This window comes from Mangrovimonas sp. DI 80, assembly GCF_001975575.1.
In the GTDB taxonomy this organism is placed as follows: Bacteria; Bacteroidota; Bacteroidia; order Flavobacteriales; family Flavobacteriaceae; genus Mangrovimonas_A; species Mangrovimonas_A xylaniphaga.
Genome location: NZ_MSDT01000002.1, coordinates 1080834 through 1102034 on the forward strand (window position 1 = coordinate 1080834; position 21201 = coordinate 1102034).

Annotated in this window: 19 protein-coding genes; 5 read left to right on the forward strand and 14 right to left on the reverse strand. The window is 37.5% G+C overall.

Translation table 11 applies throughout. The features are described 5' to 3' along the window. Window positions 1–330: 330 nt before the first annotated feature. The 3 genes from BKM32_RS05340 to BKM32_RS05350 form a co-directional block, all read right to left on the reverse strand. Complete coding sequence (locus tag BKM32_RS05340) at window positions 331–1035, reverse strand: response regulator transcription factor (RefSeq protein WP_053976793.1); 705 nt, start codon at window positions 1033–1035, stop codon at window positions 331–333. Further along, complete coding sequence (locus BKM32_RS05345) at window positions 1032–2429, reverse strand: sensor histidine kinase KdpD (RefSeq protein WP_076662847.1); 1398 nt, start codon at window positions 2427–2429, stop codon at window positions 1032–1034. The genes BKM32_RS05340 and BKM32_RS05345 overlap by 4 nt, the downstream gene beginning before the upstream one ends. A gap of 162 nt (window positions 2430–2591) precedes the next feature. Next, window positions 2592–4895, reverse strand: a complete 2304-nt coding sequence (locus tag BKM32_RS05350) for a M20/M25/M40 family metallo-hydrolase (protein WP_076662848.1) — start codon at window positions 4893–4895, stop codon at window positions 2592–2594. Between the two features lie 112 nt (window positions 4896–5007). Between BKM32_RS05350 and BKM32_RS05355 the strand changes: the two genes are divergently transcribed. Further along, on the forward strand, window positions 5008–5475 hold the full coding sequence (locus BKM32_RS05355; protein WP_053976796.1) for a CBS domain-containing protein: 468 nt from the start codon (window positions 5008–5010) through the stop codon (window positions 5473–5475). 204 nt (window positions 5476–5679) lie between these two features. Here BKM32_RS05355 and BKM32_RS05360 read toward each other — a convergent pair whose 3' ends face one another. The 4 genes from BKM32_RS05360 to BKM32_RS05375 all read right to left on the reverse strand — a co-directional run bounded on the left by BKM32_RS05360 (window position 5680) and on the right by BKM32_RS05375 (window position 7836). Then, window positions 5680–5937: a hypothetical protein gene (locus BKM32_RS05360; protein ID WP_076662849.1), complete on the reverse strand. Its 258-nt coding sequence runs from the start codon at window positions 5935–5937 to the stop codon at window positions 5680–5682. Between the two features lie 104 nt (window positions 5938–6041). After that, the gene (locus tag BKM32_RS05365; protein ID WP_076662850.1) at window positions 6042–6737 is read right to left on the reverse strand and encodes a hypothetical protein; all 696 of its coding nucleotides are present in this window, start codon (window positions 6735–6737) and stop codon (window positions 6042–6044) included. Window positions 6738–6787: 50 nt separating this feature from the next. After that, on the reverse strand, window positions 6788–7138 hold the full coding sequence (locus BKM32_RS05370) for a DUF2116 family Zn-ribbon domain-containing protein (RefSeq protein WP_076662851.1): 351 nt from the start codon (window positions 7136–7138) through the stop codon (window positions 6788–6790). A gap of 203 nt (window positions 7139–7341) precedes the next feature. Continuing rightward, window positions 7342–7836 (reverse strand): spermidine synthase, encoded by a 495-nt coding sequence (locus BKM32_RS05375; protein ID WP_253187421.1) that lies wholly within the window; start codon window positions 7834–7836, stop codon window positions 7342–7344. Between the two features lie 192 nt (window positions 7837–8028). Here BKM32_RS05375 and BKM32_RS05380 point away from each other — a divergent pair, with 192 nt between their 5' ends. After that, a complete protein-coding gene (locus BKM32_RS05380; protein ID WP_076663064.1) occupies window positions 8029–8361 on the forward strand; it encodes a single-stranded DNA-binding protein in 333 nt (110 codons plus the stop codon). Between the two features lie 31 nt (window positions 8362–8392). Here the strand turns inward: BKM32_RS05380 and BKM32_RS05385 are convergent, their stop codons facing one another. Together BKM32_RS05385 and BKM32_RS05390 are read right to left on the reverse strand one after the other, a co-directional pair. Further along, window positions 8393–9139, reverse strand: coding sequence for a LytTR family DNA-binding domain-containing protein (locus tag BKM32_RS05385; RefSeq protein ID WP_076662852.1), 747 nt, complete (start codon window positions 9137–9139; stop codon window positions 8393–8395). Between the two features lies 1 nt (window position 9140). Next, window positions 9141–11204 (reverse strand): tetratricopeptide repeat protein, encoded by a 2064-nt coding sequence (locus BKM32_RS05390; RefSeq protein WP_076662853.1) that lies wholly within the window; start codon window positions 11202–11204, stop codon window positions 9141–9143. Window positions 11205–11368: 164 nt separating this feature from the next. Here BKM32_RS05390 and BKM32_RS05395 point away from each other — a divergent pair, with 164 nt between their 5' ends. The 3 genes from BKM32_RS05395 to BKM32_RS05405 all read left to right on the forward strand — a co-directional run bounded on the left by BKM32_RS05395 (window position 11369) and on the right by BKM32_RS05405 (window position 13769). Then, window positions 11369–11785: a hypothetical protein gene (locus BKM32_RS05395; protein WP_076662854.1), complete on the forward strand. Its 417-nt coding sequence runs from the start codon at window positions 11369–11371 to the stop codon at window positions 11783–11785. A 90-nt stretch (window positions 11786–11875) separates the two neighbouring features. Then, complete coding sequence (locus BKM32_RS05400; RefSeq protein ID WP_076662855.1) at window positions 11876–13000, forward strand: hypothetical protein; 1125 nt, start codon at window positions 11876–11878, stop codon at window positions 12998–13000. Between the two features lie 40 nt (window positions 13001–13040). Further along, the gene (locus tag BKM32_RS05405; protein WP_076662856.1) at window positions 13041–13769 is read left to right on the forward strand and encodes a T9SS type A sorting domain-containing protein; all 729 of its coding nucleotides are present in this window, start codon (window positions 13041–13043) and stop codon (window positions 13767–13769) included. A 76-nt stretch (window positions 13770–13845) separates the two neighbouring features. On the opposite strand, the gene BKM32_RS05410 is transcribed toward BKM32_RS05405, so the two are convergent. The 5 genes from BKM32_RS05410 to BKM32_RS05430 form a co-directional block, all read right to left on the reverse strand. Beyond that, window positions 13846–16239, reverse strand: a complete 2394-nt coding sequence (locus tag BKM32_RS05410) for a hypothetical protein (RefSeq protein ID WP_076662857.1) — start codon at window positions 16237–16239, stop codon at window positions 13846–13848. Window positions 16240–16608: 369 nt separating this feature from the next. After that, window positions 16609–17127: a ferritin gene (locus BKM32_RS05415; protein WP_053976808.1), complete on the reverse strand. Its 519-nt coding sequence runs from the start codon at window positions 17125–17127 to the stop codon at window positions 16609–16611. Window positions 17128–17184: 57 nt separating this feature from the next. After that, on the reverse strand, window positions 17185–18072 hold the full coding sequence (locus tag BKM32_RS05420) for a DMT family transporter (protein ID WP_076662858.1): 888 nt from the start codon (window positions 18070–18072) through the stop codon (window positions 17185–17187). Between the two features lie 84 nt (window positions 18073–18156). After that, complete coding sequence (locus BKM32_RS05425) at window positions 18157–20286, reverse strand: Tex family protein (RefSeq protein ID WP_076662859.1); 2130 nt, start codon at window positions 20284–20286, stop codon at window positions 18157–18159. Window positions 20287–20291: 5 nt separating this feature from the next. Continuing rightward, window positions 20292–21194 carry a DUF6268 family outer membrane beta-barrel protein gene (locus BKM32_RS05430; RefSeq protein WP_256385854.1) on the reverse strand — a complete coding sequence of 301 codons (903 nt, stop codon included), beginning with the start codon at window positions 21192–21194 and terminating at the stop codon, window positions 20292–20294. Window positions 21195–21201: the final 7 nt, after the last annotated feature.

Below are 21201 nucleotides of genomic sequence, written 5' to 3' on the forward strand. Positions count from 1 at the left end.
TTTTTGTGTTAAAAATAAGCATATGCAGTTTATACTATTCACTTAGGATAAAAGCAAACTTATTGTTTTTGAGGGTAATGGGGAATGGTCCCAACTTTTTGTAGTAATTGAAAGCTGTTAACTTCTTAAGGCTTAAAAAGAATATTGTAGAAATACTAGATAGCATTAGTTTATTTTTTTTATTCAACAAGGAATTAATCTTAAAAATATGTTATGGATGAATTGCTTTGTTAAATAAAAGAGCAATTAACTTTAATTTAACTTAAAAGGGTTTTTTTAAAATAGTAGATGTTTTTATAGGTTAAAATGAGTACGTTTTCTGTTTGTGTTTTAGGAGTGAGATAGTAGTTGGAATTCCAATCCTAATCCTCGGACGCTTTTAATGTTGATATCTTCGTCTTCATTAAAATATTTACGTACTTTACTTATGTACACGTCCATGCTTCTCCCTGAGAAAAAGTCGTTATTGTTCCATATTTTGGTTAGGATATCTTCTCTGCGTACTAATTTGTTTTTGTTACTGTAAAGGAAGTAGATCAACTGGGCTTCTTTTTTGGTAAGGTTATGTGTGGTAGTGTTACTTTTTAAAAGTGAATTTCTATAATCGAAATGATAGCTGCCAATTGAAATAATGTCCTTGTTTCCATATTCTCTAAGTACAAACTGCTGTTGCTCGGTTCGTTTGATGATGTTTTTTAGGCGTAATACAAACTCTTCAGGATCGAAGGGTTTTACAATGTAATCGTCCGCCCCTAGTTTTAGTCCTTTTATTTTGTCTTCCTTGGTTTTACGTGCGGTTAAATACAAAAAAGGCATTTCGGGATCTACCTGTGTAATTTTTTTTGCCAAGGTAAAGCCATCCATTTTGGGCATCATTACGTCCAATACACATATATGAAACGTGTTGGAGTTGAATAGTTCTAGGGCTTCTTCGCCATTTTTGGCCCATTCTACATTGAATTTGTTACTTTGAAGGTACTGTGTTAACATACCCCCGAAATCGTGGTCGTCTTCTGCTAGTAGTATGTTTTTCATTGGTTAGAAAGTATTATGGTGAATTCGGTTCCGTTTCCTTTAGTGCTACTCACCGAGATGCTTCCTTTATGGGCCTCGATGATCTGGTGGGTATAAAACAATCCCAATCCTAATCCTTTATAATTGTGAGTATCCTGTTCGCTAACACGATAGAACTTGTCAAAGATGAATCGTTGGTGTTTTTTAGGGATGCCTATACCATTGTCCTTAATTTTAATGAAATGGGTGCGTTCCTTGGGAGTGTAATCATAGTGTAGGCTTACAGAAGTGCTGCCATATTTCACTGCATTCCCCAATAGGTTGTTAATAGCGGTGCTGATGTAAAATTTATCGGCAGAAATTAGGATGGCGTCCTTATGTATGTTCGTAGTTATGTCAATATCTTCTTTGAGGCTAAGTTTAAAGTCGTCTACAGTTTCTTTCAGGAACTGTGGCATGTTGAAAATTTCTTCGTTAAGTTCAATTTCCTCATAACCCAAACTGGTATTGAGGACTTGATCTATGAGTTTCTGTAGTCTTATATTTTGACGATTGATGACTTCTAGGACACTATTGTTAAAAAGACCATTGTACTTGGATGCCTCATTGTTCAAATTTTTAATGGCAATGGCCAAGGTAGATAGTGGTGTTTTAAGTTCGTGGGTAATATTATTGATGAAATCGGTCTTGATGTCGGCCAGTTTTTTTTGTTTCAATAAACTATTAATGGAATAAAATAAAATGCCTGTCACGAACAAAAATAGCAGGCAGGCAAGCAATAATACACCAGACATTTGCTTAATTAAATACCCGCTCCAACCTGTTGATTCAGACATGAACAGTTTGGTTTTGAATTCAAGCATGTAGGTGTAAGATTTTCCATTGATGTTTGCAACTAGTCCTTTGGTAAAGGTTGCGTTATTGATAAGCTTTTGTTCGCTATTTTCTGTGGGTTTATAAGGTGTACCTAATAGTAGTAGGGTGCTGTCTTTTTCATTATATATTGTTTCGGTATTTCCCAAGGTATCATGAAGAATCATGGATGTTAGCTTTTTTTGTATCGAAATATCTACAGGTATGGAATATTCTGCAAAGCCTTTGTTGATTTCTTCCAGAAAATAGGGATTTAAGGAGGCTGACTTTTGTTGAAGGTTGGTTATAACTTCTTCTTTGGAAATTTGTTTGTTTTTATAGGCCTGGGCTTGTTTTATGGCATCATTTCGTAATTCCCAAAGTAAATATTCAACAGGTTCAGAATTGTAAATTTGGGTAAAAATGCTTTGGCTTTCATATTGGGCTGTAGCTCTTTTCAACTGGTAGGTATTACGGATCAAATACCCTTGAATGGCAGTGAGTGCCAATAGGGTAAAAACGGAAGCCGCAATTAAAAGTTTTGTCTTGTTAACCAGTTTCATGGTCTTAAAATTATGTTAACAAAGAAAGACGAGCTAGGCAAACAAGCGTTGTTAACGTTTTATTAACGTAGGGTATTCTTATCTAAAAAAACAATTTTGTTGATTTTTTTTTAGATTTATTTTGAATATCGTGTAAGATTGTTTGTATAAGGATGAAAATTGTCAATTTAAAATAATGGTCCCCTTGACCATCACTGCATCATTGTTAACAAATGGTTTCGGGATCATGCCGGCAGGCCGTTGAGGCATCCTAAACAATGGGTTGCTGGGGAGGTCGAATGAGACTTCCAAATAGTCTAGTATCAACGGTGTACCCATTGGAATGCTTAGTTCTATATCCGTGAAATTATCGTCCACAACAGAGTAGGCAAATAGTTGTTGCCCTAAACGCTCTTCCAATACATATCCATTGTGTTTGGTATTCTTAAAATCGTAGCCATTCATTTTAAAATCAATGAAATGTTGGGTAGAATCTGCAAACAATACCAATTTGTGAGCTCTGCGCTGCGGCGCGATGAATAGTTTTATATGGCGTTCCTCTCCAACTAGTGAATCTTGTAAAATATCTATATGAGGTTTTGGAACCGGTTTTACATCGGCATTGTTCACATAACTTATTGGTGTGCCATATTTACTGTGGCTGTTGAATTTTGAAAGCGAATCGTTGGCTCTTGGATTGTCAGACAGGAAGGTTTTGGTCCAAGCATCCAATTGTTGGTCGTAAGTGGCCCAAAGAGCTTTGTTGCTATCGGTATCCAAAAAGTAGATCAAACTATTGGGTTTAGGACGTTCCTCGCTGAAATCGGAATTTATATGGGCATAGATAAAACAGCCAATGGATACTATAAATAGAAAATAGGCCCAACGGTTTTTATACCTCGAAAAACCAAATACCGAGATGCACAAGGAAAAAATCAGGGATATCAGTACAGTGGACGCAACTAAAAGTTTTAGTCCCAAACCTACGGGAAACATTTTAACAAAGGGTACCAATATCCAAATGGTTGGAAAAAGCAGCAATGCCATTAATAAAATGTTGGGACGTTTTTGGCGTACCAAGATCCACAAGCTAATCAAACCAAAAAATACGGGAATGATAAAGAAGCTGGCTCCCTTAAGGTAAATGGCTATAAGGGTGCAGATAATCAACCACAGGAATAGTGGGGGTACAACCAAACTGGCCGTGTTTTCAGGTTTATAGACTTTGTTGTATAGCCACATACATATGGCCGTTGCCAATATAGAGAATGCCAAAATATAGGTATGCCCGTTATAGGTAAACCCTTGGAGGATTTCATTATATTGAGGGTAAATAACCGTTAGCACCTTCCAGCCACCAACGCCTATAAGTCCGTTCAATAAAATGGCGGCCATTCCGGGAATAAAACCAATGGCCATATGTTTGGAGTTGAGCATGCGTTTTTTCAAGCCGTAAAATACCAAGCCTAAAAACAAAACGATAGCCACAATAAGCATGGGGACAATCCAATCAAAGGGATACCTCACGGTTTTAAATAGAGGAATGTTGAAATACACATTGTCCTCATCGCTTTTTAAATCCGTTAAGTCAGCATTGGCGAAGTAATGGAGTAAAGGCATAAGGTAGCTACCTTGGTGCTCCAGGGAAGATCGGTCCAATCGTTCAAAAGTGTCTAAGGCCGTATGGTAATCGAAATGATCATCTATAAAAGCAAAATTGAATCCGTCAATATTACCGTCTTCCCTTAAACTGGTCAGATCGGTGTCGTTTGGAAGTTTTTTATAAACACTATAGGCAAGGGAGTTTGCCACGGGGTATTGGGGGTTGGCTGCCACAAAATCTTTCAGCAGTTTATGGTTGCCGCCATTGGTTTCCACCAACATATAACTAGGGCCGCCACTTCCTCTTGATTCAAAATTTAAAACCAAGCCCACATCTTTTGCCCAAGGGTGCTCGTTTACAAAAAGTTCGGCCCCATTGAGTCCTAGCTCTTCGGCATCGGAAAGCAACACAATAATGTCATTTTTGGGCTGTTTTCCTTCATGTAGAAAAGCCCTAAGACCCTCCAAAATGGTTACCACCCCAGAACCCGCATCACTGGCTCCCAATGAGGAATGCGGGTTGCTATCGTAATGTGATAAAAGCAATAGTGCTTTGGTACTGTCGGTTCCCTTGATGCGGGCCAAAATGTTTTTGGCCTTGGTGATGCTTCCCCATTTTTCATTGTGACTGTAGCCTTCCTGAATTTCGGTTTCCAATCCCAAGTTTTTCAGAACAGTTACAATATAATCTCGAACCCTTTGGTGTTCGGGAATGCCAACATAATGAGGCTGTTTTGAAATTTCTTTGAGGTGTCCCAAAGCTCTGTCCGTAGAAAATTCGGTGTCAGTCGTTTCCAAGCCAGAAATTGAAGTGGGTTTTAGGGCAAGAAAACTCCAATAAATGGCCAACAGTATCAGTGCTAAGGCGATGATTTTTTTTAGCATGGGAAGTAATGTTAGTTAGTTCTTCTTAAATGTACTGAATATTTTGCTAAAATTCACTTTAGGTTAAATGACTTAAATTCAGTAAATTTAAAAGGAATTAAAATTTTAGGTTATGGGCATAAAAAGTTTTCAGGGGTCTCGAAAGCAGCAAAGCAATACGGTAGAGGAGATCCCGTTTAGGGTTAGAGATTATATGAGTACTACATTAATTACGTTTAAACCAGAGCAGTCTGTAGAGGAGGTAATCAAGGCTTTGATTGCCCACAAGATTTCGGGGGGACCCGTTGTGAATGACAATTATGAACTGGTTGGGATCATTTCGGAAGGGGACTGTTTAAAGCAGATTAGTGACAGTAGATATTACAACATGCCAATGGCACAGGACAATGTTGAGAAACGCATGATCAAGGAGGTGGAGACCATAGATGGCAATATGAATGTGTTTGATGCGGCCAAGAAATTCTTGGAGTCCAAAATGCGCCGTTTCCCAATTGTACAGGACGGTAAATTGGTAGGGCAAATTAGTCAGAAGGATATTTTAAAAGCAGCCCTTCAGTTGAAAGGGCATAATTGGAAATAGGAAGAATTAAATGGACGTGATACAATCACGCTTCAGTTGGGTTTGTTAATATTATGCAGCGATACTTTTCAAGTGTCGCTGCATTTTTTTTGAGAGTGATTTGAGTTAATCCAAGCAATCCTTTTTAATCCAGCATAGATTTTCGATTTCTATTTTAGAACACCAAGGATAAAAAGGTTAGTATTAAAAAGAATGGATATCCGATTATCGAAATGTAATATTGATAATTTTTTTCTCTTCATTTTTAATGCTGAGAATAGTTAGTATAATACCCGTTACAAGGAGTAAATTTCCGAATACCGATACAATGGCAATATTTCGTTGGAATTTTTCCATATCGTGAAACCCTATGGCAAAAGTCATTACCCTATATGTGATTACTAGGTTTACCGCAACTACATAAAGTAATACTCTAAAAGCCCGTGATCTGTAATTTGTTTGTTTTGTTGGTTCTGGTTTCATTTCAGGGTGTTTTTTGTTGCCAATCTGAACATAAACTTTTTAAATGGTTTCTGATATAATTAGCATGTTGGTTCTCTCCAAATATAATAGACAGTTTTTATAAATTAAGACCGGTTTTCAAGGGCCTCGGGCAAATCGGTGATGATCAGTTTTTGCTTGCCCTCGCTTTCAAGCGACAGTATTTTGGAATAGGGGAAGCCTTCAATGGGTTCGGTAAAGCTTTTCCATTTGGCAATTCCTGATACGGTGATGCGTTCGCCTACTTCTATTATCCCTTCGCTATAGCGCAATTGTTTGTTGAAACCGAAAAAGTTGGTGCACTCAATATGATAACGTTTCAATAAGGCCTCAAATTCGGGTGTTGGATTGTTGAACATTCTAGAGGCGGTATTCTTGTCGGGCACTAAATAGGTGACATTGTTTTTCGGGGTATGGGAAGGTTTGATCATGACCATTTCACCTCGATAATCCACAAAAAACTCGTGAAATTGTTCATCATGAATCAAGGTTTTCCAATGCGAATGTTTGCCGCTGCTCTTCTTCTGTTCAATAGTGATGCTATAGAATACGCAATCGCGTTTGCTCAAGGGGGCTTTAAGCGGTGCATTGGCATGCAGGGCCTTTCCAGAGATTTTCACCAGCTCGTTAGACCTGATGCTGCCCAAGGTTTTGTGCGGTATTTTGGCTAGGGCACGAAGAATGACCCTTTTCGAACTGAAATAGTAGGAACCCAAACCAATGCCAGCAATAATTACAAGAGCTATAATGGCAGGGACAAATGATGAAGCTAATGCTATCATAAAAGGGAGCTTTTTATTAATAAGTAGGAAAACGGCTTAAAATGTTACAGCTATTGTTCGCGTTTTACCAAGGCGTAAAAGTCGCCCTCAAGAGGGAGATACCCTTGGTCGTACACAAAATAATAAACCTTGCCGGTTTTGGTAGTGTAAATGCTGGTAATGTAGTTGAAGTCGAAGCCTTTTTCAACCAACCTTGCTTTGGATGCAGTAGATTTTTGCTCGGGATTAAGTTCTTCTAAAACCCTATAATTTTTGCGAAGCTTGTTGTTGGTATTCCTGATAATGTTTCTAACGTCCTTATTAACCTTGTTGTTATAACTGTTTCGGCAGGCATCGCTACAGAATTTTTTATCCACTCTTCCGCGGATGGTATCTCCACATTCTGGACACGCTTTTTGCATAATACAATGGGTTAGTTGCGTATACAATATAGGAAATATTCATTTATAATAGATTATTGGGTTTGGGCCACTAGCAGGGTATTGGTACCATTTACTTTTTGAAGGGTGTTAACCCAAAAGCCATTGGCCTCCAGAAGTGAAATAATAGGGTGTAAGTTTCCTGAGTTGGAAGCATGCAAAGCTGCATTAAAAATAATGGCTCCTTATTGGGAATGCGATTTGAGGAGAGTCTTCCAAAAGGAGAGCTCCATAAATTGTGATGGCATGTGGGCATCAATGTAAAGGTCTACAATAATGAGGTCGAACCTACTTGTGTTTTCTAGAATAAATTGTTGGGCATCGGCGCACACCATACTCAAAGTAGGGGAGTTGTAATGCTGAAACTCTTTTTGGGCAATGGCTATTACTACGGGGTCAATATCCACGGCTGTGATGTGCTGTTGAAAGTTGAAGTTGTTGCGAAGTGTGTCAATCACACTGCCGCCACCAAGACCCAATAACAAGCAGTTGGAGATGGAACTCAGGTGAATATGCTCCAAACCAAACTTTAAAATTTCCTGTAAGGAACCATACGAATAGTTGGCATTTTTGGTGTTTAGGTATTTTTTGCCATCGTACCAGGTCACCTCCAACTTCCCACTGTATTGGGAAGGCACTTTTTTTCTGACTGGGTAGATATAGCTTAAGAGGCGCTTCATAGGGCTTAAAAAGCTGCAAATATAAGGGTTTGTTGGTGATAATTATCCGTGTACAAACGACTACAAACGTTTACAAACGACTATAAATGCGTAACTACCGACTAATTTTGAGGAGGTTAACAATCTTTGTCCTGTTGAATTGAACTAATGAAATTCAATGGTATTAACTGTTTAACCTTAAAATTTAAAATTATGAATGCACTTAGAAACAAAGTACAGTTGATTGGAAGATTGGGACAAGATCCTGAAATTGTAAATTTTGAAGATGGCAACAAGCTGGCTAGATTCTCCTTGGCTACCGATGATAGCTATAAGGACAAAAAAGGCCAGAAAATAGAGCGCACCTATTGGCACAATGTTGTGGTACGAGGTGGCCTTGTAAAGGTCGTGGAAAACTATATTACAAAAGGGCAGGAAATTGCCGTAGAGGGGAAACTTACCAACCGTAGTTGGGAAGATAAGGAAGGCAATAGGCATTATGCTACAGAAATTCTCTGCAGCGAATTGTTGATGCTAGGGAAGTAAGATAAAAAAAGGCTCCAAATGGAGCCTTTTTTTAATGAGACATTCGTTTTTTGATAAGTCTCAAAAAAGCTTCCTTTTTTCTAGTGGAAACATTTATGATACTATCATTGTCCATGGTAATAAACCCACTTTTATTATAAGATTTTATATGGTTAATGTTTATCAGAAATGAATTGTGAACCCTGAAAAAGTTATCTTCGGGAAGTAGTTCTTCATAATATTTAAGTGGCCTAGATACATGTATCTTTTTGTCGTTGATATGAATAAAAGTGTAGCTGGTGTCAGCTTCACAGTAAAGAATATTATTCGTTTCTATAACCAAAAAGCCTTCTAAAGTGGGTATGGTTATCTTCTTTGAAGTATCGTTTGCTTTCAAGTTGTAAAGCAATGTTTGCATTTGAGATTCTAAAGACTTGTTTGAAAGCCCTTTTTTTAATCTGTTTAGCACATGTGTAAAATCATCCTCATCGATTGGTTTTAGTAAGTAGTCAAAGGCACTGTATTTAAAAGCCTTAATTGCAAATTGCTCATAGGCTGTAGTAAAAATGATGTTGAAATTCACACTGTTTAGTGCCTCTAAAAAATCAAAACCAGTTTTTCCATTTATTTGGATATCCAAGAAAACAAGATCGGGGTTAACTTCTTCTATTAGGGTTAGGGCGTTTTCTACTGTATTACAGGTGGCAACCACCTCCAAAACTTCAGGATGTTTGGAAGTAAGATAGTTTAACCTATCAATACAATGTTGTTCGTCATCAACTATAAGCGCCTTAATCATTTTAAAAAGCTAATTGTAAGGGAATAGAAACCTTTACTAGGGTACCTTGTCTTTTGTCAATAATTTCTACACTCCCATTTGTGTTTTTTTGTTTATTCAGTATATCTATTCTGCTCTTGGTTATTTTGGTTCCCAAAGATGTTTTATTAATTTCTTTTTCTGCGATTGTTTTTTCTACTCTCCCAACTCCATTATCTTCTACAGTACATATGATAATGTTGTTTTCCTTTGTAAAGCTTATATTTATCATTCCATCGTTGTCTTTTTTCTTAAAACCATGAATGATACTATTCTCAATAAATGGTTGTAAAATTAATGGAGGAATTAAAGTGTTTTGGGGGTCTATGTTTTTATCAGTGTTTATTGAATAAGAGAATTTGTTGCTAAATCTTCGTCTCTCAATGTCTAGGTAATTCTCCAAAATTGCTATGTCCTCATCGAGAGGGACAAGTTCTTTTTCTGAGTTTTCCAGAATTTGTCTTATGAGTTTAGAGAATTTACTGAGATAGTTGATGGCAGACTCTTTATCATTTTTTAAGACATAATCACTAATGGAATTGAGTGAATTAAATATAAAGTGGGGATTCATTTGAGACCTCAAAGCTTTAAGCTCAGTTTCGGTAATTAAAGCTTTAGTCATTACCTCTTTTCGCCGTTTATATAGTAGAAAGCTGGCGATAATTAAAAGAATAAGTATGCTGCTACCTGCTATAGTGATCTTTTTTAATAATTTTTCGTGTGAGAGGTTTGCCTGTGAATTAGCCTGTTCGATTTCATGGCTAGAATTAAGTTGAGCTAGTTTTTTTTGATATTTAAATTCCGATTCAAGCTTTGCTATTTCAGCCTTTTTTTCAGACATAGAAAAACTGTCTTTAAGTCTTTCAGCTTGAACTTTTATATCGTAGGCCTGTTTATAGTTGGCTTGTAGATGATTAACTTTAGCTAGTTCATCTAGGATTTGGATTTGAAAATCTAAATTATCATTATTGTTAAGTTCAAGCGCTATTTGGAAATTCCCTTTAGCATCGTCCAATAGTTTTTTATCGCCTATATATTCATATTTTTTCAGGTAATTATCTCCAATGGCAGAGAACACTATTGATAAACTATTCTTGTTTTCTAGGTCTTGATATATGGGTTTTGTTTTATTTAGGTATTCCAAACTTTTGGAATAGTTTTTAAGTGATGTATAGGCTATGCCTATGTTGGTGAGTGCATTGGCCATTCCTTCCTTGTTACCTATTTCTGTCATTATCAAATAGGCTTTTTTGTAAAAATCTATGGCTTCCCTGGGCTTGTCCATTGAGTCGTAAATATTACCTAAGCTATTATAGGTGTTGGCAACTCCTATGGGGTAATTTAATCTTTCATATACTTCTTGGGCATCATTTTGGTAGTCAATAGCAAGGGGATGATTTCCAAGTTTATTGTGTAATATGCCTATATTGGCTAATGTACTTCCATAGTCAAAAGAATTATTTAGGTTTAGCGTATCATATAGTTTTAATGCTTTTAGATAAGTGTCTAAAGCTTCAGAATATTTTGACCGATACATTAAATTGATTCCAATACTATTTAGCATTTTGGCCATTAGAAAGCTGTCCTTTTCTTTTTCAAAAATCTCAAAGGCTTGAAGGTTGCATTCATTGGCTCGTAGGTAATCTGAATTTCCAAAGTAAATCAAACCTTTGTTAAATGTTGTTTTGGCAACTCCAACTAAATTGGTACTTTCCTTATGTATTTCAATAGCTTTATCATACATTAACAAAGCCATGGAGTCATTAGATAGCGCATGGTAATTGGTTCCTTTGTTTTGGTAAGCAAATGCCAAGCCTTTTGAAGATTTTAATTTTTTAGCTAGCTCTATAGCTTTGTCGCTAAGTTCTAATCCCTTTTCTGGATTTATTAAGTGATTTTCGTAGGAAAGGTTGTTTAAAATTTTTAGCCGGTTTTCATCAGGGATATCACTTTTGGATAATTCAATATTGAGCGAGTCAATAATTGCCTGTTGTGGGAGAGCAGGAATACAAAATGTAAGAAATATGCTTAAAAGTACAAATCTCATGTAATTGGTTGGTTGATAGCGATTTAAAAGTAGTGTTTTTTATGCAGAAAACGCTGGTAATCAAGCAGAAAAAAACTGAAATCCTTCGAATATAAATTGAGGCTGGTTTTTGCTTATAGCTATAAGTAGTTTTATTGACAATTCTGAAATTAAAGCTATGAGTTATGAGAAATCTATTTCCCTTAGTAGCCCCTGTTGTTATTTTTTTAACCTCCATAGACGTTTTATCACAAAAGCGTATCCAACAACCCTCAAATTCTGGAATTGAAAGTGCCGACAAGTTTGTGGCCAAATCCTTTGAAATTTACGAAAATGTATTTGTTCATGATAGCCTTACCCAAGCTGGGGCTGAGGTCCCTGATGAGCTGGAAGATGCCATTTTGGAGCAATCTCAACAGAACATTGATAGCCTTTGGGAAATTTTTCCAGATGTTGTAGATGACATTGCCAATGGTAACGGCTCGGTGATGAAAAAGGGGAGGGCCACAATAAACATGAATAAGGTTAAGAAAGCCTTTAGGTATTGTGGGGAATATTTAAAAGGAATGCTGGTTGGTGCAAACGAGGAAGAAGAAAGATGATTTTGAAGCAGTATGAGAATTATACTGCATTCTATATATGAAGAAGAAACAACTTAAACCAATTTATTAATGCTATTAATCTCTTTTATTATGAAAACAAGACAATTACTTTTAAGGGTGGTGCTTTGTACCACTTTGTTATTAACCTCTTTTACTTATGCTAAAACTTGGCGGGTTAACAACCAATCTAATTTTGATGGGGCTTCAACCTTTGGGGATAATTTGGGCGGGACCCCTAGTTTGCCAGTATTTAAACAAATTGAGCAAGCGGTTACTTATCCAAATGTGGTAGCAGGGGACACCTTACATGTAGAAGGGTCCATTGAAATTTATGATCGAGCAGATATTACTAAACAATTGGTTATTATTGGGCCAGGTTATTTTTTAACTGAAAATGCCAATGTCTCAAATAACACCCTAGATGCAAAGGTAAGGCGGATTGATTTTAAATCAGGATCTGAGGGCTCACAGCTAATAGGAATGAATGTTGCTCGATCTGGAAGTGTAAGTTCGTATGGTGTTATTTATGTCAATGTTAATGGTGTTATAATTAAACGTTGTAGAATAGAGATGTATATTCGATTTGCTACTAAATTATTGGATGTATATATCCTTCAGAATTTTTTTTCAAACAGTTATGATACCAATGCATTAGCTGGTTCTGGAGTTTCAAGTTTTGTGCCTCCTCAAGAAATTATATTTAATAATAATATTTGCCAAAAAAGGCTGATTTGGTCGGGGAATTGGGGTATGGGGACTATTACAGAGTGTAATAACAATGTGTTTGATGGCCCTGTTAATGAGTTGAGTTTAGAATTTAATACTGGGTCCTTCCAAAATAACATCTTAAAAGCAGCCGGTATTGTCGCGAATATCAATAGCGGGACTAATAACAATGTGCAGTATAATACCGTATCCAATGCCACTGTGTTTGAAGGGACTTTAGGTAATGTTTACGTACCAAATATGGTTAACTTGTTTATAGATGAGGGGCGGACTACAGATGGAGCCTATCAATTAAAGGCTAGTTCTACCTACAATGAAACAGGAAGCGATGGAGCTGAGCGTGGAGCGTTTGGAGGGGTTGCGGTATCTAATCGTTATAACCTGTCTGGGTTAGGAGCCATCCCTGTGATTTATCGAGTGGCTACTCCTGGAGTTTCCGAGGTGGATACTGGGCTTTCGGTAACCCTTAAGGCAAGAACCAATAACTAGTAGTGCTATGAAAAAGATTATTTTAACTAGCCTATTATTAATGGCTGTAACATTAGGTGTTGGAGCGCAATCCAATGTAACACAAGTGGAGTATTTTTTGGATGAGGATATTGGAGTTGGAATGAATACTGTCTTGAGTGTTACTTCTCCAAGTAAGGATGTTACCCAAACGGTTTTGGCAAATATTCCTGCCTCTACAACTATAGGATACCATAAGCTTTATATGAGGGTTAAGGATGCCAATGGAAACTGGAGTCATACCATTAGGAAAAATATTGAAGTCTATGAGAATCCTGATAGCGAGATTGTTGCTTTAGAGTTCTTTTTTGGTGATGATTTGGGATATGGCAATAATACTATTGTAAGTGCAAATGAGTCGGGTGAAGAAGTGACATGGAGTTTTAATGTACCTTATATACCATTGACGTATAGTTTTGAAGATGTGCTTTACGTACGTGTAAAAGATTCCAATGGCAATTGGTCAATTACTACTGTTCTCGATGAATTGGCTGATAATCTAAGTGTTGAGGATAATCTGAAGAATTCAATCAGTATGTATCCAAATCCCTTTGTAGATAAGGTTACCATTGGTTCATCACAAGATTTAAGTATACAAAGTATTCAAGTTATGGAGATGAATGGAAGGGTGATTTATAGTATTTCAGAAAATGCAACATCCTTGGATCTTGGTTATCTTTCTCAAGGGCTATATTTTGTGAAATTGGAGACCAGTAAAGGAGAAGCTACCTTTAAATTGGCGAAGAAGTAAGGTTATTCTTATTTAATTTTAGGTGAAAATTAATAGAGGCCATCTTTTGGATGGCCTCTATTAATAATGATATTTATTAGTTGATTTGTATGTTCTTCACTTCCGAAATCAAGCTTCCATCATTGCAAGTCCCTTCTATGGAAATCTTTAGATCGCCAGTTTGGATATTGTCAATTTTAAAGACAATGTTGCCCTCGTCGTCCACTTTGCAGTTGGGTAGCCAATTTACTACCCCATAATCTTTATAAAATTGCGTTTTGTAAAAGGCATATTTGGGAGTGTAAAATTTGGAGGGAGTGCTGAAGGTAAGTGGAACATTAAAGGTTTGAAATGGACTGTTCTCATTAAATGTAATGGAAATTTTTGGGTCAGTAAATATCTTAATCACTCCGGCGCCTCCGTTGACACCTTGTCCAAATCCTGATTTATCCACAAGAATGTAATCCACAATGTCCAATCGGTATTGGTATAGAGTATTCAAATCAAACAGTCTCATGTTGTCCAAGAATACCGCTGGACTATTGTTGGTTCCAGAAGTAGCCGAAGGATTGATGATGTTGAGTTGCCCATCATTTTGGTAGACCCTGAAACCCTTGGTTTGTATGTAGGAGGCAAAATCCATATAAGACCTACGTAAGTTATCATCAAACACATCAATTTTGCCATGTTGCTGCTGGCTCAGCTGCTCTTTGCGACTGTCTTTTTTTCTAACGGATAGCACAATTTCATCCAATTGTTCCACACCACTCCAGGAGTTGATCAAAAAAGCTTGTGAGTTATTGGAGTTAAAAATGATAGGTTGTTTTAAAGGTTCAATTTTAAGATACTTTTCCAAATTAGGAATTTTGGAAGGCGAAAACTCTAAAAACAAATGGGGTTTTATTCCTGAGTTTTTTCGGTTCAGTTCTACAAAACGCAATTGTTCTTTGTCCAGTGGATATAGGCCTTGCTTTTCAAAATAGGTATTGCTGGCATTTAGTTCAAAGGTTTCAAAATCATTGTTGGTGATGGGGAACATGGCAAAGGTATTGTACTTCGATTGGTTGATGTGCGCTTTAACGGTGATGCCTTGTTCAAAAGAATATTTTGCATTGGGAGGATGGTTGAAGATCTGTTGCCAATTATAACTGCTCCATCCTTGGGTAAGCAAAAGATTGTCCAACTCAAACTCTTTTTGTCTATTAATATCTGAAAAATAGTATTGGGCATTTTCAATGAATCCTTTTACAAAGGGTTGTAAATACAGTGCAGAAATAATGTTTTGATGGTGTTGGTAGGATTTGGTTTCGGTAGGCAAAACGGATACACTGAAATTATTAAAAGCTTTTGGGTTGACAGTTTTAATTGGAATTTTTATCAGCGTTGAATCTTCGTCTTTTTGGAAATTTGCTTCTTCAGATTTTACGAACTGAACCCCTTCATATTTAAAATAAAGGCGTTCTAGGATTGGATTGCCTTCTTCATCAAATAAGGTTAAAATATTCATGCCTTTTAAAAGGTCTTTGTGTGGGATTAGAGTTAGGATTTCTGTGGCATCTGTAAATTGAATGCCAATGGTTTTAAGGTCATGGCCATTATGAACCAATAAAGTATAAGGTTTGTTTTGAATAGATTTGTAGGTGTCCTTATTGGTGTTGAACCTTAAAATGATTTTGTCGGTGAGTTTGTTTAAGGTCATGGCAATGCCAAAAGGTTCAGATGGAGGCAATGGCTGAATTTGTGTAATCTCTTGCGTTTTAACTCTTACTTTGTAGAAAGTGCCATGGTCAGGAGTGAGCGCAAATTTTCCAATGCCAAATTGATTGGTTCCCATACTGCCCAGGCTTTGGTTATTGGAATCCAAAAGCTCAAAAGTGGCATTGGGCACTCCAAGTCCTAAAGTGTCTTTTACAACAATACCGATAGTGTTTGGCGTATTGGCCACCAAATGGCCTCCTTCTGGCAATAATTGAATGTCGAGATGTGAGGAAACTAGAGGAGGTGGTGTGGTGTCGTTGGCATCAATGATGGAGATGCCCTGAACATAAAAATTCTGCTCATCAAAATTTTTCATCCAATTGGTATATGCTTGAAAGTTGTAATTACCCGAGAAAAATGGTTCATCCACAAAAAAGCTTCCATAGCAAACCCCATTTTGAGCCAATAGCATTTTATTCTTTATGATGTTACCTTCATTGTCAACAATAGCACAATACACATTAGTGGTGACTGTAGACAACTGTTTACTGTTCTTGTCGAAAACATACACCGTAAAGGCTAGAGTTTCTCCTTTGATATATGTGGATTTGTTCAGATGCGCATAGGCAATCTCTCTTGGTAATTGGGTATAGGTTGTAAAGGATTCTGCAATAGGTTTTATTTGAGAAGATTCTTGGGAATAGGAAGAAATGTATGAAAACAGACAAAATAGCCAAATGATGTAGGTAATATCGCTGGCAGTTTTATTTCTTAGTTGTCGGTTTTGAAGCATTTAAATTGAGGTATGATAACAGCTTCAAGTTATAAATTATATTGATGATAAGGCACAAAAAAAGAGATTAGCGCTCAACTAATCTCTTTTGTATTGTTAAAGGAAGTACTCTAAAATTAAGCCACCTTTTTAAGCAAGTCAAAACAAGGACACTTTTTACAGCGCTTGTTTTCTCCTTTTTTATATTTTTTGCAACAGCTGCTTTTTACCTTGTCGGCATTGATGATGCCCGACTCGTGCAGCTGCTTTATCGCCTCTTTCTTTTTTTGCTTTTTGTCTTTTTTCTTGCCCAAAACAAATAATAACTATTTCAAAACGAGGGCGAAAATAGTTATTTTAAATAAATCTAAATAAGATTTAATGTTAAAATTATTCAGGTGTTTCGGCAGCGGCTGTACTTACGTTTAATTGTTGGATGTCGCGATCGAACAAATACAAGCCTCCCTTGTCGTTCCCAATCATGTTGATTTTGTCCAAAATAGTTCTTGCAACCGCTTCTTCCTCTATCTGTTCAGATACATACCATTGCAAGAAATTATGTGTGGCATAGTCCTTTTCCTGAAGAGTGATATGTACCAATTCGTTGATGCTTTCAGAAACAAATATTTCATGTTCATATAGCTTTTCAAACATTTCCTTGAACGAATTGAAGGTCACATTAGGCGCCTTTAATGCCGATACCTGGGCATGCCCGCCACGTTCGTTTACAAAACGTACCAACTTCAACATGTGCATACGTTCTTCGTCGGATTGATCGTACATAAAATTGGCTACTCCTTCCAGGCCTTTTACCTCTGCCCAACAGGCCATGGCCAAATAAATTTGCGAGGATTCGGCTTCAATGCGTATTTGATCATTAAGAGCCTTTTCTATAGATTTTGATAACATAAGCTTCGTTTTTTATCAAAGTTAGCTATAAAACTCTTAGGATTTAAACATTCCTGCTTAGGATTTTTCTTTTTTAGACAATCTAAATAAGGGAAGCGGTTTGGTATAAAATGTAATTCTAATCCCCAATAATAAGACAAGTCCGCCAATAATCATTTGGAGGGTAATAGATTCGTTAAGGAATATCCAGGCTAGAATTGATGCTAAAATGGCTTGTCCTAATAAGCTCACTGAAACTCTTGTGGCTCGCATATGTTTGGTGGCGTAGCTAATGAGCAGCCATGCCAATAACTGGCAAACCAACCCTTGAATTACCAAAACCAACCAGCCTTCATTGGAAAAGCCACTGAAGGGTTCGCCTATGGCAACACAAATAAGGCCCAAGGTAATTGTAGAGGACATCACGCTTATGGTCATAAAACTAACCACGTCTACTTCACCTAAAACAAATTTGCTCACAAGCATATACACAGCATAGAGCATTCCAGATAATACCGCGAAGAAAAATGGAATGTTGAATTCCATTTTTAAAAAGAAACGAAGGCCAACCAATAGCACCATGCCTATCAAGGCTATTACGGTTCCTATCCAAAAATTCCTTAAAGGTTTGTCCTTTAAAAATAGGAAGGCTCCAATACCCACCCAAACGGGTGATAAATTGGTGAGCAGTGTGGCCTGTGTTGCTGAGGATCCTTGAATGGCGATGTTCCATACGCCAACATCCAATCCGAAGATAAGTCCGCAAAGGCTTGACAGCAGGAATAGTTTTCTGGAAGGAATCACAAACTTTTTTGCGAGCAACACATAGGGTACAATAACGGCTGAGGCAAAGGCCATTCGGTAAAACGCAGAGATGAGCCCAGGTGTCAAGCTAAGTCGCACCAAGACAGGAAATATCGAGATGCAAACAATGCCAATAACAAGCGCAATTCTAGGTTTTGTCATCAGTTACAAACTAAAAGAACATAAAAGTACTTAAATCTTCGTTATGAATCTGTATTGTAGTGTGTTATGGTGTAAAAAGTACGGTTATTTGTGCAATTTTAATTGAATGCGTTTGCGGTTAATATCAACCTCCAATACTTTAACAATCACTTGTTGATGTAGGCTGATGTGTTCGTTAACATCGCTCACAAAACCATCGGATAGATTGGAAATATGAATCAACCCACTTTCTTTAATCCCTATATCGACAAAAGCACCAAAGTTCGTCACATTGTTGACAATCCCTGGTAGTAACTGACCTTCCTGTAAATCGTTAATGGTTTTGATATTTTGGTTGAAGGTAAATACCTTGGCTTGCTCCCTGATATCCAATCCCGGTTTTTCCAATTCCTTGACAATATCTTTTAGTGTAGGCAGCCCTACAGTATCTGTGCAATAGTTGTTGAGATCAATTTTTCTAAGAAGTTCAGAATTGCCAATCAATTGGGCAACTGTTTTGCCTTCGTCTTTGGCAATCTGTTTCACAATGCTGTAACTTTCTGGGTGTACTGCTGAATCATCCATTGGGTTTTTAGCGTCTTTAATTCTTAAAAAAGCAGCGCCTTGTTCAAAGGCTTTGTCCCCCAGTCTCGGTACTTTTTTAATGTCGGTTCTAGATAAGAATTTGCCATGTTCCTCTCTATAAGTCACAATGTTTTCTGCCAATTTAGGGCCAATTCCAGACACATAGCTTAATAGGGATTTACTTGCAGTGTTGATGTTCACGCCAACAGCATTTACACAACTTTCCACAACGGTGTCCAATTCGTTTTTCAACTTGGTTTGGTCCACATCATGTTGGTATTGCCCAACTCCAATAGATTTTGGATCAATCTTTACCAATTCAGCTAAAGGATCCTGAAGTCGTCTTCCTATGGAAACAGAACCTCTCACGGTCACATCGTAATTTGGGAATTCCTCTCGGGCAATTTTTGATGCTGAATAAATACTGGCGCCAGCTTCATTCACCACAAATACCTGAATGTCATTTTTAAAGTGAATGCGTCTGATAAGGGCTTCGGTTTCTCTTGAGGCGGTTCCGTTTCCAATGGCGATGGCCTCTATTTGATACGCCTCTGCCAAAGAACTAATTTTTTTTATGGCTCCCGTAGTATCATTTTTAGGGGCATGCGGGTAAATGGTTTCGTTGTGCTTTAGAGTTCCTTGGGCATCCAAACAAACCACTTTACAGCCGGTTCTAAACCCTGGGTCAATGGCCAAGATTCTTTTTTCTCCTAAAGGTGACCCAAGAAGCAATTGTTTAAGGTTCTTCGCAAATACAGAGATGGCCGATGTATCGGCTTTTTCCTTGGCATTTTGAAGGGCTTCGTTGGAAAGCGATGGCAGCAACAAACGTTTGTAAGCATCTTTTATAGCCAATTCAATTTGTTCCGAGCAAGCGTTGTTGGAACGAATGATACGGCTTTCAATTTTTGAAAGGGCGCGCTCTTCATCAATATCAATTTTAAGGCGAATAAAACCTTCATGTTCTGCACGTAAAATGGCTAAAAGTCTGTGTGAAGGAATGCGGCTTAACGATTCTTCCCATTCAAAATAATCCCTGAATTTTTGTGCATCATCTTCTTCGGCCTTTGCCTTTATTACCTTAGAGGAAATAAGCGCAAAGCGTTCCAATTGGTGGCGAATTTGGTTTCTGATATCAGTGCGTTCATTGATCCATTCGGCAATGATATGGCGTGCGCCTTCCAAGGCGTCTTCTGCAGAGCTAATGTCTCCTTTGGTATATTTAAAAGCGATAGACTCCAAATCAGAGGCATTTTGACTCATGATGATTTTGGCCAACGGTTCCAAACCAGCTTTTCTGGCGGCTTCGGCTTTGGTTTTGCGTTTTTTCTTGTAGGGCAGATACAAATCTTCCAAAGTGGTTAGATCTGCCGCCTTCTCAATGCTGTTTTGCAATTCTGGGGTTAAAACGTCCTGTTCTTCCAAGGCTTTTAAAATGGTTGCCTTTCGTTTTTCCATGGCCTCAAATAGCTCCTTGTATTTTACAATATCTCCAATTTGCACTTCATCCAAGTTTCCGGTGCGCTCTTTTCGGTATCGGGAAATAAAGGGTACGGTGCAGTCTTCTTCCAAAAGTTGGAGTGTATTTTTAACTCCAGACTCAGGTAAATTGGTAAATGAAATGATATAGGAAATGATGCTTTGGGACATGATATTTAGTTTTGTTGCGAATTTAAATGAAAACGGTAAATAGCCTCAATTTTGAAGAATAAACTTCCTTTCAACTTTGGATTTAATTGGGTGCGTTTGTCATCAATTCTGAAGTCAATCACCTTTAAGCCAATGGTGTCGTCATCATCAAAAACCGCATGTCTGTTAGTGGCGTAACCCAATTTGCTTCGTAAAAGTACTTGTTTGTTAAAGGTGTTAAACTCTATGTAGCTAGCAAATTCCAATCGGTTTTGCTCTACATACCTTCCTATTTGTTCTGGACTGTGTAAGTGGTAGCTGCGTTCGATTCCTAAATAATCAACTCCGACTTTAAAATGTGGCAGCGTATAGTTGATATTGGCAGAGAGTGGAATTGCTAAGTCAGCCTCAAAAAGCTGGTTGTTGCTGAGGTAGTACATTCCTAGAATTGGTGTGGTAGTAACTCCAAAAGCCTCTTGAGAGAGGTAAAGACCGTATCTAAAAAACAGATTGCTCTTACGTTGGTTTTTGAATATGGCAAGGCCCCCTAAATAAAAATCGTCTGAGGAAATGTCTTGGTAATCCGAAGCAATTTTAGGAAGGGCAATAAAAGTACCCTGCCATGTGTTGGAGAGTTTGGTGTTGATGCCTAACCTTAGTGTGGTATTGTAAAGATGGGAGTAGCCGTCGTTTGGAAATAACTCTAGGTTGTTATAAGTAAAGTTGGCCCCGGCAATGATAGCTGTGGACTCATTGATTGGAAATGGAACGGTGGCAACCGTTTCAAATGAGTTGACATCTGTATGATTAGGGGTGTTTTCAAAATTAGAATGTGGGGTGTAGGCGTACCTAATTTGAAGCACATCAACGTAATTTTGCGCACAAAAGAAGGAGGGAAGCCAAATTAAAAGGAACCAGAAATTTTTCAAAATATAG

Bases quoted from the DNA above. Each gene is read 5' to 3' on its own strand.
- BKM32_RS05375 (WP_253187421.1), bottom strand. From the start codon at position 7,836: ATGAAGCGCCTCTTAAGCTATATCTACCCAGTCAGAAAAAAAGTGCCT.
- BKM32_RS05415 (WP_053976808.1), bottom strand. From the start codon at position 17,127: ATGTTATCAAAATCTATAGAAAAGGCTCTTAATGATCAAATACGCATT.
- BKM32_RS05420 (WP_076662858.1), bottom strand. From the start codon at position 18,072: ATGACAAAACCTAGAATTGCGCTTGTTATTGGCATTGTTTGCATCTCG.
- BKM32_RS05340 (WP_053976793.1), bottom strand. From the start codon at position 1,035: ATGAAAAACATACTACTAGCAGAAGACGACCACGATTTCGGGGGTATG.
- BKM32_RS05360 (WP_076662849.1), bottom strand. From the start codon at position 5,937: ATGAAACCAGAACCAACAAAACAAACAAATTACAGATCACGGGCTTTT.
- BKM32_RS05405 (WP_076662856.1), top strand. From the start codon at position 13,041: ATGGCTGTAACATTAGGTGTTGGAGCGCAATCCAATGTAACACAAGTG.
- BKM32_RS05355 (WP_053976796.1), top strand. From the start codon at position 5,008: ATGGGCATAAAAAGTTTTCAGGGGTCTCGAAAGCAGCAAAGCAATACG.
- BKM32_RS05425 (WP_076662859.1), bottom strand. From the start codon at position 20,286: ATGTCCCAAAGCATCATTTCCTATATCATTTCATTTACCAATTTACCT.
- BKM32_RS05370 (WP_076662851.1), bottom strand. From the start codon at position 7,138: ATGCAAAAAGCGTGTCCAGAATGTGGAGATACCATCCGCGGAAGAGTG.
- BKM32_RS05390 (WP_076662853.1), bottom strand. From the start codon at position 11,204: ATGAGATTTGTACTTTTAAGCATATTTCTTACATTTTGTATTCCTGCT.
- BKM32_RS05410 (WP_076662857.1), bottom strand. From the start codon at position 16,239: ATGCTTCAAAACCGACAACTAAGAAATAAAACTGCCAGCGATATTACC.
- BKM32_RS05385 (WP_076662852.1), bottom strand. From the start codon at position 9,139: ATGATTAAGGCGCTTATAGTTGATGACGAACAACATTGTATTGATAGG.
- BKM32_RS05345 (WP_076662847.1), bottom strand. From the start codon at position 2,429: ATGAAACTGGTTAACAAGACAAAACTTTTAATTGCGGCTTCCGTTTTT.
- BKM32_RS05365 (WP_076662850.1), bottom strand. From the start codon at position 6,737: ATGATAGCATTAGCTTCATCATTTGTCCCTGCCATTATAGCTCTTGTA.
- BKM32_RS05350 (WP_076662848.1), bottom strand. From the start codon at position 4,895: ATGCTAAAAAAAATCATCGCCTTAGCACTGATACTGTTGGCCATTTAT.
- BKM32_RS05395 (WP_076662854.1), top strand. From the start codon at position 11,369: ATGAGAAATCTATTTCCCTTAGTAGCCCCTGTTGTTATTTTTTTAACC.
- BKM32_RS05400 (WP_076662855.1), top strand. From the start codon at position 11,876: ATGAAAACAAGACAATTACTTTTAAGGGTGGTGCTTTGTACCACTTTG.
- BKM32_RS05380 (WP_076663064.1), top strand. From the start codon at position 8,029: ATGAATGCACTTAGAAACAAAGTACAGTTGATTGGAAGATTGGGACAA.